The 13,518-nt window shown below is 67.0% G+C and carries 8 protein-coding genes and 1 pseudogene; 7 read left to right on the top strand and 2 right to left on the bottom strand.

Annotated elements, in window-relative coordinates:
• Nucleotides 1–48: 48 nt before the first annotated feature.
• The 3 genes and pseudogenes from ICJ04_RS18015 (at nt 49) to ICJ04_RS18005 (ending at nt 5,597) form a co-directional block, all read left to right on the top strand.
• The gene (locus tag ICJ04_RS18015; RefSeq protein ID WP_188325510.1) at nt 49–1,518 is read left to right on the top strand and encodes a DUF3375 domain-containing protein; all 1,470 of its coding nucleotides are present in this window, start codon (nt 49–51) and stop codon (nt 1,516–1,518) included.
• 97 nt (nt 1,519–1,615) lie between these two features.
• Nucleotides 1,616–2,206: pseudogene (locus ICJ04_RS18010) on the top strand (DUF4194 domain-containing protein); the annotation flags it as partial.
• Between the two features lie 16 nt (nt 2,207–2,222).
• Complete coding sequence (locus ICJ04_RS18005; protein WP_188325508.1) at nt 2,223–5,597, top strand: SbcC/MukB-like Walker B domain-containing protein; 3,375 nt, start codon at nt 2,223–2,225, stop codon at nt 5,595–5,597.
• A gap of 308 nt (nt 5,598–5,905) precedes the next feature.
• Here the strand turns inward: ICJ04_RS18005 and ICJ04_RS18000 are convergent, their stop codons facing one another.
• Complete coding sequence (locus ICJ04_RS18000) at nt 5,906–6,679, bottom strand: TSUP family transporter (RefSeq protein ID WP_188325507.1); 774 nt, start codon at nt 6,677–6,679, stop codon at nt 5,906–5,908.
• Nucleotides 6,680–6,770: 91 nt separating this feature from the next.
• On the opposite strand from ICJ04_RS18000, the gene ICJ04_RS17995 reads away from it, so the two are divergent.
• From ICJ04_RS17995 to ICJ04_RS17980, 4 genes are all read left to right on the top strand, one after another.
• Nucleotides 6,771–7,160: a YchJ family metal-binding protein gene (locus ICJ04_RS17995; protein ID WP_188325506.1), complete on the top strand. Its 390-nt coding sequence runs from the start codon at nt 6,771–6,773 to the stop codon at nt 7,158–7,160.
• Nucleotides 7,161–7,241: 81 nt separating this feature from the next.
• A complete protein-coding gene (egtB, locus tag ICJ04_RS17990) occupies nt 7,242–8,528 on the top strand; it encodes an ergothioneine biosynthesis protein EgtB (protein WP_188325505.1) in 1,287 nt (428 codons plus the stop codon).
• A 10-nt stretch (nt 8,529–8,538) separates the two neighbouring features.
• Entirely contained in the window at nt 8,539–9,519 is a 981-nt protein-coding gene (gene egtD, locus ICJ04_RS17985) for an L-histidine N(alpha)-methyltransferase (protein WP_188325504.1), read from the top strand.
• A gap of 101 nt (nt 9,520–9,620) precedes the next feature.
• A complete protein-coding gene (locus ICJ04_RS17980) occupies nt 9,621–11,735 on the top strand; it encodes a lytic murein transglycosylase (protein WP_188327391.1) in 2,115 nt (704 codons plus the stop codon).
• A gap of 134 nt (nt 11,736–11,869) precedes the next feature.
• Here ICJ04_RS17980 and ICJ04_RS17975 read toward each other — a convergent pair whose 3' ends face one another.
• Complete coding sequence (locus ICJ04_RS17975; RefSeq protein WP_188325503.1) at nt 11,870–13,054, bottom strand: benzoate/H(+) symporter BenE family transporter; 1,185 nt, start codon at nt 13,052–13,054, stop codon at nt 11,870–11,872.
• Nucleotides 13,055–13,518 lie beyond the last annotated feature (464 nt).

Here is a 13,518-nt window from a genome sequence, read left to right as displayed (position 1 = left end):
GCTGCACACCTGGCTGCCGCTGACCGTCTTTCCGGATCCTCCTGCTGCATGAAGCACCGCGATCGCATCATCCGTTACCGTCACCTGCGCGAGCAGCCACAGTGGAAGCTGCTGGCCGCCGCCCACGCCCCGGAGATCATCGGCCTGTTGCAGGCCCTGCTGATGGACGGTGAGCGCACATTGCCGGCCGCCGTCCTGCACGAGCGGCTGCAGCGTGCGCTGGATCAGCTCAATGGCGAAGAATTGTCCCGTGAGCTGCCGCGCACCGCGCAGGCGTACGTGGCGCACTGGCTCGCCCAGGGCTGGCTGGAGCGCCGCTTGCCCGAAGGCGCCGACCAGGAACAGTACGAACTGTCCACCCAGGCCCTGCAGGCGATCCGCTTTGCCGACAGCCTGGAGCAGAGCCGCGTCGCCGCCACTGAAAGCCGCCTGGCGCTGGTGATCAACCAGTTGTCCCAGTTGGCCGCGCAGACTGAAGCCGATCCCGATGCGCGGTTGTCCGCGCTGCGCGACGAACGCGATCGCATCGACGCGGAAATCGCGCGGGTCGGCGAGGGCCGTGTCGCTGCGCTGGACGGCAAGCGCGCGCTGGAGCGGGCCCGCCAGATCATCGGCCTGGCCGACGAACTGACTGAAGATTTCCGCCGCGTCCGCGATGACTTCGAGCGCCTGAACCGCGAGTTCCGCGAGCGCATCATCGACGACGAGGGTGAGCGTGGCGACGTGCTGTCCAAGCTGTTCGAGGGCGTGGATGTGATCGGTGACAGTGACGCCGGGCGCAGCTTCCAGGCCTTCTGGCGACTGCTGAACGACGCAGAGCAGAGTGCGCAGCTCGACGCCGCCCTGGAGAGCGTGCTTGCGCGTGGCTTCGCGCGGCGGCTGGACCGCCAGGAACGTGCCTTCCTGCGCGGGTTCACCGGCACCATGCTCGAGCGCGGTGGCCAGGTGCACGACGTGCTGCAGCACTTCGCGCGCAGCCTGCGCGGGTTCGTGCAGAGCCGCGGCTACCTGGAGCAGCGCCGCCTCAACCAGTTGCTCAAGCAGGCCCAGGGTGAGGCGCTGGCGCTGCGCGATGAATTCCCCGCACAGCGCGCCATCGGCCGCGACCTGCAGCTGACCACCACCCGCCTGCGTTCGTGGTCGCAGTGGAAGCTGCACGATCCGCGCAGCGCGCAGGTCGATGGCAGCGTGCAACGCAACGACATCGCGGCGATCAGCCTGGAAAGCGTCGGCGACCTGGTAGCTTCCTCGGAAATCGACTTCCGCACCCTGCGCCGCGACCTGCACGACCTGCTGGGCATGCAGCCGCAGCTGAGTATTGCCCAGGCCCTGTCTCAGCGCGAAGCGCCGCAGGGGCTGGGCAGCGTCATCGGTTACCTGTCGCTGGGTACGCGCTTCGGCCGCGTCGTCGAGGGCGAGCAGGAGCTCGCGCACTGGCGCGGTGGGGACGGTCACTGGCGGCGCGCCCGCATCCCGCTGGTTTGGTTCACCCAGGAGAAACGCCATGAGCTGGAATGAAGATCCGATCAACACCGCAGGCCTGGGGCGGGACGAAGAACCGCACGACGCCGAGCCGGTGGTGGTGACTCCGCTGCCGCGCCGTGGCAACGACGTGCTGTATCTGGGCGACACCGGCCGTCTGCCGGTGGATGCGCGCCGCGCGCTGTGCCAGCTGCTGATCGGGCCGAGCATCGACCAGCAGCGCCACGCCAAGTTGTGGCCGGCGCTGCTGCGCAACGAAGCCGCCCTGCGCACCGCGTTGGCCGACCTGTTCCTGGAGCTGGTGCTTGACCGCGAAAGCGGCGTCGCCTTCACCCGCCAGGCCGATACCGAAGATCTGGATACGCCGGTCCTGCTGCGCACCTCGCCGCTGACCTTCATCGACTCGGTGCTGCTGCTGTACCTGCGCCAGCAGCTGGGTGAGGCCGATGCGCGCGGCAATCGCGCGGTCGTCGCCGACGCCGAGATGGCCGAAGCGCTGGCGGTCTACGAGAAGAACCTGTCCACCGACCGCGCCGGCTTCAACCGCCGCGTCGCCAGTGCCGTGCAGAAGATGAAAGACAACCACATCCTGACCCGCCTTGCCGGCCAGGAAGACCGCCACGAAGTGTCACCGGCCTTGAAGCTGCTGTTCTCGGCCGAGGACGTTTCGGCGTTGTCGGCGGTGTACCGCCAGCTGCGCGAGACCCCGGCCGCCGAAGCCTGAACCACGGAAGCACGCCATGGCCATTTCCAAGCACACCCCCGCCCTGTTCAACGAAGGCCAGCCCGACGCGCGCCAGCAGCAGTTCCGCATGCGCCGCCTGCAGGTGCACAACTGGGGCACCTTCAACGGCCTCACCGAAGTGCCGATCGCCGAGCGCGGTTTCCTGTTCGTCGGCCGTTCCGGCTCGGGCAAGTCCACCCTGCTCGACGCGATGTCGGCACTGTTGGTGCCGCCGGCGATCGTCGACTTCAACGCGGCGGCGCGCGAAGCCGAACGCAGTGGCCGCGACCGCAACCTGGTGTCGTACGTGCGCGGCGCATGGGCCGACCAGCAGGACCGCGGCACCGGTGAGATCGCCACCCAATACCTGCGCAAGGGCGCTACCTGGACGGCCGTGGTGCTGGAGTATCGCAGTGGCGATGGCCGCGTGGTCAGCCTGGTGCGCCTGTTCTGGATCGCCGGCAACGGCACCACGGCCGCCGATGTGCGCAAGCACTACATGGTGGCCGAACGTCCGTTCGACGTCGCCAAGGATCTGGGCGGCTTCGACCTGGACCTGCGCAAGCTGAAGCAGAAGCTCGCCGACGTGCATCACTTCGACAGCTTCGCCGCCTATGCCGAGCGTTTCCGCCACCTGCTGGGCATCGACAACGAGATGGCCCTGCGCTTGCTGCACAAGACCCAGTCAGCGAAGAACCTGGGTGACCTCAACGTCTTCCTGCGCGACTTCATGCTGGACACGCCGAAGACCTTCGACGCGGCCGAGCGGCTGGTCAACGACTTCGCCGAACTGGACGGCGCGCACCAAGCCGTGGTCACCGCCCGTCGCCAGGTCGAAACCCTGTCGCCGGCGCGCGCGCATTACAACGAACTGAAGGCCATGAACCGTCGGCGTGCCGACGATGAGACGCTCAAGCTGGGCATCGACAGCTTCCGTGAGACCCGTCGGCAACAGCTGATCGACGCGCGTCTGCGCGAGCTGGATACCCGTGACCGCGGCCTGCTGGGTGAGGAATCGCAGCGGCGCGCAGCGCTGGACAACCACCAGGCCAAACTCGGAGAGCTGGAACTGCAGCGCCGCCAGCAAGGTGGCGAACGCATCGAGGAGCTGGAACGCGAGCAGGGGCGTGCGGAGGCCGAGCGTGACCGTCGCGATGCGAAGCTGGCCCAGGCCCGCGAGGCGGCAGCGCAGTTGCAGAAAGCCCTGCCCGACGATGCCCACGGCTTTGCCGAGCTGGTCGAGCACGCATCGAACGAGCTGCTGGACCGCAAGCGCGCCTCATCGGCGCTGGACGATGCGATCAGCGAACGGCTGGGGGGGCGGCGCGATGACGAGCGTCGCTTCGGCGATGTGCGTGCCGAACTTGATGCCATGCAGCGCAACACCTCCAGCATTCCTGCGCCGCTGCAGAAACTGCGTGCGCGACTGGTCGAAGAGACCGGGTTGCCGGAAGCGGCGTTGCCCTTCGTGGGCGAACTGATCCAGGTAGGGCAGGACGACCTCGCCTGGCAGGGCGCGATCGAGCGCGTCCTGTTCGGTTTCGCGCAGTCGCTGCTGGTCGATGACAAGCATTACAACGAAGTCGCCGACTGGGTGAACCGTACCCACCTCGGCATGCGCTTCACCTATTACCGCGTGCGCCGCAACGACGAGGCGTTTGCCCGCGATCCGTCGCCGCGCTCGCTGCTGCACAAGCTGGAGCTGCGCGACCACGTCTTCGAAGGCTGGCTGCGCCGCGAGTTGGGCAAGCGCTTCGACTACGAGTGCGTGGATGCCCGTCAGCTGCGCAACGTGGAACGCGGCATCACCCGCGAAGGCCAGGTCAAGCACCCGGGCGACCGCTTCGAGAAGGATGACCGCAGCGCCGTCACCGACCGCCGCCGCTGGCTGCTGGGCTTCAACAACCGCGACAAGCTGGCGGTGTTCGAGAAGGAAGCGCAGGAGCTTGCCCTGCGCATCGCGGGCTGCGACGAGGACGTCGCCCGCCTGCGTGCGCAGCGCGACCTCGACAACGATCGCCGCCTGGCGTGCCACCAACTGGTGGGCATGAGCTGGAACGAGATCGACATCGCGACCCCGCAGCAGCGCCTGGCCGACATCGAAGCCACCCTGCGCGACCTGCGTGAAGGCAATGCCGATCTGGAAAAGCTGGCCCGCCAGATCGACGCCGCGCGCGCGGATATCGAACAGTCACGCCGCACCTACGAAGACACCCGGGTGGAGCGCGGCCAACTGGTCAAGGAGCGCGACCGGCTGGACCGGGCCCGCCAGCAGAGTCGCGCCTTGATACTGCCCGCCTTGGGCAGCACACAGGAAGCCGGCCTGCAGGCACGGCTGGATGCACTGGGCCCACTGAGCCTGGAGACGCTCGAGGCGCACATGCGCCAGGTCAGCAATTCACTCAACGAAGCGCTGTCGTCATCGCAGCAGGACGTCAACCGCGTGGAGAACCAGCTGCTCGGCTGCTTCCGCCGCTTCGTGCAGGGCTGGCCGGAGGAATCCGGTGACTTCACGGTGTCGGTGGCGTCGGCAGACGATTTCCTCGCACGTCTGGAGCGGCTGGAGCGCGACGGCCTGCCGCAGCATGAGGAACGCTTCTTCGATCTGCTGCAGAACCAGAGCAAGAACAATCTGCTTGCGCTGCAGCGACACAGTGCCGAAGCCCGCAAGTCGATCGGCCAGCGTCTGGACGAGGTCAACGCCAGCCTGGAACAGGTGCCGTTCAACCGCGGGACCTTGCTGACCATCGAACTCAGCGACCGTCGCCTGCCGGAAGTGCTGGAGTTCCATCATCAGCTGCGTGAGGTGTTGACCCAGCAGCAGACCGAACAGCGCGAGCTGGCCGAAGCCCAGTTCGCCGTGCTGCGCGTGCTGGTCAACCGCCTGGGTTCGCAGGAAGGTGAGGACAAGCGCTGGCGCGAGCTGGTGCTGGATGTGCGCATGCACGTCGAGTTCATCGGTGTGGAACTGGATGCGGCGACGCGCCAGCAGGTCGAGATCTATCGCAGCGGTGCCGGCAAGTCCGGCGGTCAGCGGCAGAAGCTGGCCACCACCTGCCTGGCGGCGGCCCTGCGTTACCAGCTGGGTGGCGCCGATGGGCAATTGCCCAGCTATGCCGCGGTGGTGCTCGACGAGGCCTTCGACAAGGCCGACAACGAGTTCACCGCACTGGCAATGAACATCTTCGACAACTTCGGCTTCCAGATGGTGGTGGCCACGCCGCTGAAATCAGTGATGACGCTGGAGCCCTTCATCGGCGGCGCCTGCTTCGTCGAGATCAGCGGCCGCCACGACTCCGGCGTGCTGCTGATCGAGTACGACGAAGACGGCAAGCGCCTGAAGTTGCCCGAACGCAGTCGCCAGCAGGCCAGCGAACCGGAACCCGCCTGAGCCACAGGCCGCGCTGCATGACGCCCAGGTAGAGCCGACTTCAGTCGGCTGCTCTTGGTCACGCGCCCCGACCGACCTCGCGGCCCCTGACACAGGCCGCGCTGCGCGCTCGCCGAGCACGGCTCGGCGCTACCGGCTCGTCGTCCACGATGCTCCTCGTCTGCGAGGCATGACGCCCAGGTAGAGCCGACTTCAGTCGGCTGCTCTTGGCCATGCCCCCGACCGACTTCGCGGCCGCCGACACAGACCGCGCTGCGCGCTCGCCGAGCACGGCTCGGTGCTACCGAGGTCGGCTTACCTCGACGGGATCAGGCGAACGTATCCCAGCCCATCCGCGCGATCAGCACCACCACCAGTCCCACGAACAGCTTGCGGATCAACGGCGTCCCGCCGCGCAACGCCAGCCGTGTTCCCACCACCGATCCCACGATGTTCGCCACCGCCATCGGCAGGGCGAAGATCAGCAGCACGTTACCGGTGGGGACGAAGAAAGACAGCGCGGCCACGTTGGTCGACACGTTGACCACCTTGGATGCCGCAGACGCGCGCAGGAAATCCAGCCCGAAGAAGCGCACGAACAGGAAAATCAGAAAGCTGCCGGTGCCGGGTCCGAAGAACCCGTCGTAGAAGCCGATCGCCGCGCCGATCGCCAACGCGATCCACAGTTCGCGACGCCCCACGTCACGGGGTCGGTGCAGCGCGCCGAAATCCTTCTTCCACAGCGTATAGCCCAGCATGGCGATCAACAGCACCAGCACCAGCGGTCGCACGGCGTCCTTCGGCAGCAGGCTGACCGCCGTCGCTCCCAGGAACGAAAACACGAAGGCCGTCGCCGCCGCGAACAGGACCGGGCGCCACGGAAAGCGCACATTGCGCGCATAGCGCCACGCTGCGGCGCCCGTACCAAAGGCCGAACTGAATTTGTTGGTACCGAACAGCATCGCCGGCGTGTGCTGCGGCAGTACCGTGAACAAGCCCGGCAACTGCACCAGGCCGCCGCCACCGACGGCTGCATCCACCAGGCCGGCGATGAACGCGATGGCCACCAGCCACCAGAGCTCGGGGGGGATCAGTTCCAGCACGGGTCACAGCCTGCAGAGCGGGGCGACAGGATACGCCCACTGCCCCGTGTCCAGCAGCGCGGCCGCAGCCCGGCCGTGCAAAAATAGCGAAATGAACCAGAATACGCCCGCCACCTGCCCCTGCGACCTCGGCAAGGCCTACCCGGACTGCTGCGGCCGCTATCACGCCGGCACGCCCGCCCCGGATGCCGCCAGCCTGATGCGTTCGCGCTACAGCGCCTATGTGTTGCAGCGGGCGGACTACCTGTTGGACAGCTGGGCAACGGATACGCGCCCGACCGGGTTGTCGGTTCAGGATGAACCCGGCCAGCGAACCCAATGGCTGGGCCTGACCGTGCATGCGCACACCCACGAGGGGGACACCGCCCAGGTGCGTTTCACCGCACGCTATCGGATAGGCGGCGGCAGCGCGGTAAAGATGACCGAGCACAGCCGCTTCCTCCGCCGCGACGGACGTTGGTTCTACCTCGACGCGATCTGATGGGCTCCACACCGCGGCCGACACCCTGACGAAACGAGCCGATGACGTCATCCTCACCCCGGCTCCCCGAAGCTTGCGGGGGTGAACAGATCGCTCGCTACCGTCCCCTCCGCCTCGTCCCGCCACGCCCTGCTGGCAGACCATTTCGCCCACGTGCGCCAACGCAGCCTCGCCCTGGCCGCGCCGCTGAGCGCCGAGGATGCGATGGTGCAGAGCATGGCCGATGCCAGCCCGACCAAGTGGCATCTTGCCCACACCACGTGGTTCTTCGAACGCTTCGTGCTCGGTACGCAGCCCGGCTACCAGCCGCTGCAGCCGGAATGGCATTTCCTGTTCAACAGTTACTACGAGACCATCGGCCCGGCGCATGCGCGGCCGCAGCGCGGCCTTCTGTCGCGGCCCAGTCTCGACCAGGTGGGCCGATACCGCGCGCATATCGACGAGCAGGTGCTCAACCTGCTGCGCCGCGAAGTCCTGGACGACGAAACGCTGGATCATCTGCAGCTGGGGCTGCAGCACGAGCAGCAGCACCAGGAGTTGCTGCTGACCGATATCAAGCACGCGCTGTGGAGCAATCCGCTGCAGCCGGCATATCGCGAGGACCTGGCGGTAACCACCGGCAGCCTGCAGCCGTTGCAGTGGATCGAGAGCCCAGAGCGCATTGCGTGGATCGGCGCACCGGCGTGGCCGGACAACGCTGCATTCGCGTATGACAATGAGTCGCCCCCCCATCGCGTCATCGTGCCCGCCCACGCGTTGGCCAGCCGGCCGGTCAACAACGCGGAGTTCGCTGCGTTCATTGCCGACGGTGGCTACCGTCAGGTCCAGCTCTGGATGAGCGAGGGGTGGACCTTGAGCCAGGCCGAAGGCTGGCAGCATCCGCTGTACTGGGATGACGCGCTGGAGCGCGAGTACACGCTGGGCGGCTGGCGCGCACTGGATCCGAATGCCCCGGTGTGCCATATCAGTTACTACGAGGCTGACGCCTACGCGCGGTGGGCCGGTGCACGTCTGCCCACCGAGTTCGAATGGGAAGCGGCGGCGCCTGAGCAGGCGACGGACGGGCATTTCGCTGACGATGACCGTCTGCATCCCAGTGCGGCCGCCTCGCCTGACCGCGGGCTGCAGCAGATGCACGGGGACGTGTGGGAATGGACCAGCAGTGCGTACGGCCCCTATCCGGGCTTCCGGACCTTCCCTGGCAGCCTGGGCGAGTACAACGGCAAGTTCATGTCCGGCCAGTGGATCCTGCGCGGCGGCTCCTGCGCCACGCCCCGGGGCCACGTCCGCGCCAGTTACCGCAATTTCTTCAATCCTTCCGCGCGCTGGCAGTTTGCCGGTGTGCGGTTGGCCCGCGACCTTCAGTGAGTAACGTTCAATGAGTACCGTACATGCGGCGCGGCAGGCGCTTACCGACCTGACCCCCAGCCGCGAGCGCGTGCTGGAGGATGCACTCCGTGGCCTGTCCAGCCAGCCACGGCGGCTGCCCTCGAAGTATTTCTACGATGCCGCCGGCTCTGCGCTGTTCGAGCAGATCACCCGCACCCCGGAGTACTACCCCACGCGCACCGAGCTTGCCCTGTTGGCCCGGTGCCTGCCGGACATCGCCCGCGCAGTCGGCGAAAAGGCGCATGTCGTGGAGCTGGGCAGCGGCAGTGGCCGCAAGACCGCGCTGCTGCTGGAGGCCTTGCGGGAACCGGTGGCCTATACCCCCATCGAAATATCCCGTGCAGCGCTGCTGTCCAGCATCGACCATCTGGCGCCTGCCTTGCCGGCGATCGAGATGCTGCCGGTCTGCGCCGACTTCACCCACCCGGTGGAGGTGCCGGAACCAGAAGAAGAGCCGCGCCGTCGGCTGATGTTTTTTCCCGGTTCCACGCTGGGCAACTTCGAGCAGGCCGAAGCCATCACCCTGCTGCGTGCCATGCACCAGACCATGGGACGCGAGGGGATGGCCTTGATCGGCATCGACCTGCACAAGGACACCGCGACCGTCGAGGCCGCCTACAACGATGCCGCCGGGATCACCGCAGCGTTCACCCTGAACCTGCTGCGGCGGCTCAACCAACAGATCGGCAGCGACTTCGACCTGCAGGCCTTCCATCACCGCGCGCGCTACAGCGTGCCGAACCTGCGGATTGAAACCCAACTCGTCAGTGACCGTGAGCAGGATGTCACCGTGGCGGGCCAGCAGTTCCACTTCGCGCCCGGCGACGCCATCCAGGTGGAATACAGCCACAAATACACCGAGGCGAGCTTCCAGCAGTTGCTTGACGCGGCGGATCTGCAGATCGTCGGCCGGTGGGATTCGGTTGCACCTGAGCCGGCATTCGGCCTGCGCCTGCTGCAACGCCGCTGAGTCGGCACCGCTGCCGCTATGATGACCGGGCCATGGCGGCACGGAGGATATCCATGTTCAAGCGCTCCCTGATCCTGCTGGTCGCGGTGTCGGCAAGTCCGATGGCCTATGCCCAGCAGGTCGATCCCGCCTTCGCGACCTGCCTGTCCACCCTGCAGGGTGCCGCGCTGAAGCAGGGCATCCCGGCAGAGCGCTTCACCGCGATGATGTCGCCGGTGCAACCGGATCCGACCGTGCTTGACCTGCTTGATGCGCAACCGGAGTTCACCACGCCGATCTGGGATTACCTGGCTGCCCTGGTGGATGACCAGCGGGTGGAAGAGGGACGGGCCATGTTGGCGCAGCACGCAGCGTTGCTGCAGCGCGTGTCTGCCGAGTACGGTGTCGACCCGGCGACCATCGTGGCCGTATGGGGCGTCGAGAGCGATTACGGACGCGTGTTCGGCAAGCGGCCCCTGTTGCAGTCCTTGGCCACGTTGAGTTGCGCCGGGCGACGCCAGGCCTTCTTCCGTGGCGAACTGCTGGCGCTGCTGAAACTGATCCACCAAGGTGACCTGCAGGGTGAAGGGCTGGTGGGATCGTGGGCCGGTGCGTTCGGCCACACCCAGTTCATGCCCAGCACGTATGCCCGTATTGCAGTGGACGGGGACGGCGATGGACGTCGCGACCTGGTGGCGAGCATTCCGGACGCGCTGGCGTCCACCGCCAATTATCTCAAGCGTGCTGGTTGGCGGACCGGTGAACCCTGGGGCATGGAAGTACGCGTGCCGGCAGGATTCGCCGTCAACCAGGCCGGCCGCACCCAGCGCCGCCCCGTGTCCGAATGGAAGGCGCTTGGCGTGACCACGCTGCAGGGCGATGCCATCGCGCCGGCGGGGTTGCCCGGCGATGCGCGCGCCGCCCTGCTGCTGCCGGCGGGGATCAAGGGACCGGCATTGCTGGTGTTCCGCAACTACGATGCGATCTACAGCTACAACGCCGCCGAAAGCTATGCCCTGGCGATCGCGACCCTGGCCGACCGGCTGCGCGGCGGGGCTGGGCTGGCCACCGCGTGGCCGACCGATGACCCTGGCCTGGGCCGCCGTGAGCGCCGACAGTTGCAGACCCTGTTGGCCGCCCGCGGCCATGACATTGGACCGGTCGACGGCATGATCGGGACGGCCAGCCGCCGCGCCATCCAGGCCGAACAGCAACGACTGGGCTGGCCGACGCCGGACGGTCGCGCCGGGCGGCGGATCCTGCAGGCGCTGCAGGCCGAGTCCACCGCGGCCCCTGCGGCCACCCGTTTCACCCTTCCTTCCAACTACACCGCGCTGGCCCAGTCGCCGGCGCTGCGGAGTGCTTCCAACGTGCAGCAGATCAAAGGCGTCACCAGTGGCCAGTTCCAGGGACTCGATGCCTGGCTGGTCGAAACCCCACAGTCCACCGCGGCCATCAGCGTATTCGGTGGCCAACTGCTGTCCTTCGTCCCGAGAGGGGGACAGGACGTGATGTGGCTGTCGCCGCGCCGCGCGGAGCTGCCCACCCCCATCCGCGGCGGCAGCCCGGTGTGCTGGCCGTACTTCGGTCGGCAGGGGCAGGGCACCGACGTCCCGTCACACGGGTTCGTACGGACCCTGCCATGGGAGCTGAAGCAGGCGCGCACGCTGCCGGACGGCCGTATCGAACTCACCCTCGCACCGCCTGTGCTGGATACCTTGGCGTTGCGGTTGCAGATGGTGCTGGTGATCGGCGCGACCCTGGAGCAGACCCTGGTTACCGAGAACACCGGCAGCAGCGCGGCCAGCATCACCCAGGCCCTGCATAACTATTTCCGCGTCGGTGACGCCACGCGCGTGGACGTGGAGGGCGTGGACGGGCTGGACTATCTCGACAAGTATGAGAACTACGCCCAGCCGCGACGCCAGCAGGGCCCCTGGAACCTGCGCGACCCGCGCGATCCCGGGCGCAGCGACCGCATCTATACACAGGCGGGGGGCCGCTACGTACTGCGTGATCCGGTCATGAAGCGCCGGATCACCCTCGACACCCAGGGCAGCCGCGCGCTGGTAGCGTGGAACCCCGGCGCTGAGGCCGCCGCGAAGATGGCCGACGTCGGCGACGGCTGGCGTGACTATGTCTGCCTGGAAGCCGCCAACGCCGGCCCGGATGTGGTCACGGTCCCCGCCGGCGGCCGGCATGTGCTGAAGCAGACCCTGACCGTGCAACCACTGTAGAAGGTAGAGCCGACTTCAGTCGGCTTCGCGACGCAGCGAGGTAGAGCCGACTTCAGTCGGCTGCTGAACGACGGTGCCGACTGAAGTCGGCACTACCCAGTCGGCACTACCCAGGGGCTTTACCCGCCCGGGCATCAAGCCGCCCGCGGTCGCAGCACGATCAGCGTCACGCCACCGGCCACCAACCCCCAGAACGCCGACCCGATTCCCCCCAATGCCAATCCGGAAGCGGTCACCAGGAAGGTGACCAGCGCCGCCTCGCGATCCCGCTCCACGGCCAGCGCACTGGCAAGACTGTTGCCGATGGTGCCGAACAGGGCGATCCCCGCCACGCACGCGATCAGTTCCTTGGGGAAGGCGGCGAACACCGCCGCAACCGTTGCGCCGAACAGACCCACCAGCAGGTAGAACCCGCCAGCCGCCATCGCCGCGGTGTAACGACGCGCAGGATCCTCATGCGCCTCCCGCCCCATGCAGATCGCGGCGGTGATCGCCGCCAGGTTCAGCGCGAACGCACCGAAAGGAGCAAGTGCCGCATTGACGACGCCGATCCAACCGATCACCGGCGAGATAGGTGCCTGATAGCCAGATGCGCGGATCACCGCGACACCGGGAATATTCTGGGAGGCCATGGTGACCACGAACAAGGGCAGGGCCACACTGGCCACCGCCGCCCAGCTCAGCTGCGGCGTGGTCCACACCGGCACGGCCAGCTGCAGGGTCACGCCCTGCAGATGAAGCTGTCCCTGCGCCACCGCGAAGGCAATGCCGACCGCCAGGGTAAGGATCACCGCATAGCGGGGCAGCCAGCGCCGACCGACCAGCCAGGTCGCGAACATCGCCACGCCCATACCGAACTGGGACCCCATGGAGACGAACACATCCAGCCCGAACCGCAACAGGACGCCAGCCAGCATGCCGGCCGCCAATGCCATCGGCACACGCTTCATCACCTTGGCGAAGATGCCGGAGAAGCCGAGGAGCGCACCGAGGACAGCCGCGAGCAGGAACGCACCGATCGCCTCGGCCAGACTGACGCCACCCGCACCCACCACCAGCATCGCGGCACCGGGGGTGGACCATGCAGTGACGACCGGAATCCGATAGCGCAGTGAAAGGCCGATACAGGTAACGCCCATGCCGAGGCCAAGCGCCCACATCCATGAAGCGATCTCACGCTGATCGGCACCGACGGCCTGGGCCGCCTGGAAGACGATCACCGCTGAACTGGCGAAGCCCACCAGGACGGTAATGAAGCCGGCCACTACAGCGGGCAGCGAGAGATCGCGCCACCACGGGCGGCGTACGAGCGCATCCATTGTTGTGTGTTCCCTGCAAGACCCCTCCATTGATACCCGCTGTGCTGCCGTGCGCGCAACGCGCGCGCGGCAGCACAGCGCCGGCGCCAGCACCCCCGCCGACACCACGCAGCAAAGCGAGTGTCATCAAATTGAAAAAAGGTGTTGACGAATCCTGCAGGATCTCTACAATTCGCTCCCTCGCTGCAACGCAACGCTTTCTTCGGAAAACAGAGCGGAAACAGCACGCCACCACCGCCGAACGATTTAATCGAACGAAGGTGTTGACGGACTCGAAAAGTCCGGCATAATAGGCGGCTCGCAACGACGAAACGCCTTCGGGTTCAACGTCGAAGCAGCAGAGTCAACAACGTCCACTTCGGTGAGACGGCCTTGAAAAAAGGTGTTGACGAAGCGGAAAAGCCCGCTATAATGGGCGGCTCGCAACGACGGAAACGTCGCTGCACACGGGAACGGCGCTGAGG

It is taken from the genome of Stenotrophomonas sp. 169, assembly GCF_014621775.1.
Classification (GTDB): Bacteria; Pseudomonadota; Gammaproteobacteria; order Xanthomonadales; family Xanthomonadaceae; genus Stenotrophomonas.
This window is presented reverse-complemented; position numbering and strand designations above follow the sequence as displayed.

Excerpts from the sequence above, each read along its gene's own strand:
- ICJ04_RS18015 (WP_188325510.1), top strand. The coding sequence starts at position 49 with ATGAAGCACCGCGATCGCATCATCCGTTACCGTCACCTGCGCGAGCAG.
- ICJ04_RS18005 (WP_188325508.1), top strand. The coding sequence starts at position 2,223 with ATGGCCATTTCCAAGCACACCCCCGCCCTGTTCAACGAAGGCCAGCCC.
- ICJ04_RS17995 (WP_188325506.1), top strand. The coding sequence starts at position 6,771 with ATGAACCAGAATACGCCCGCCACCTGCCCCTGCGACCTCGGCAAGGCC.
- egtD (WP_188325504.1), top strand. The coding sequence starts at position 8,539 with ATGAGTACCGTACATGCGGCGCGGCAGGCGCTTACCGACCTGACCCCC.
- ICJ04_RS17980 (WP_188327391.1), top strand. The coding sequence starts at position 9,621 with ATGGCCTATGCCCAGCAGGTCGATCCCGCCTTCGCGACCTGCCTGTCC.
- ICJ04_RS17975 (WP_188325503.1), bottom strand. The coding sequence starts at position 13,054 with ATGGATGCGCTCGTACGCCGCCCGTGGTGGCGCGATCTCTCGCTGCCC.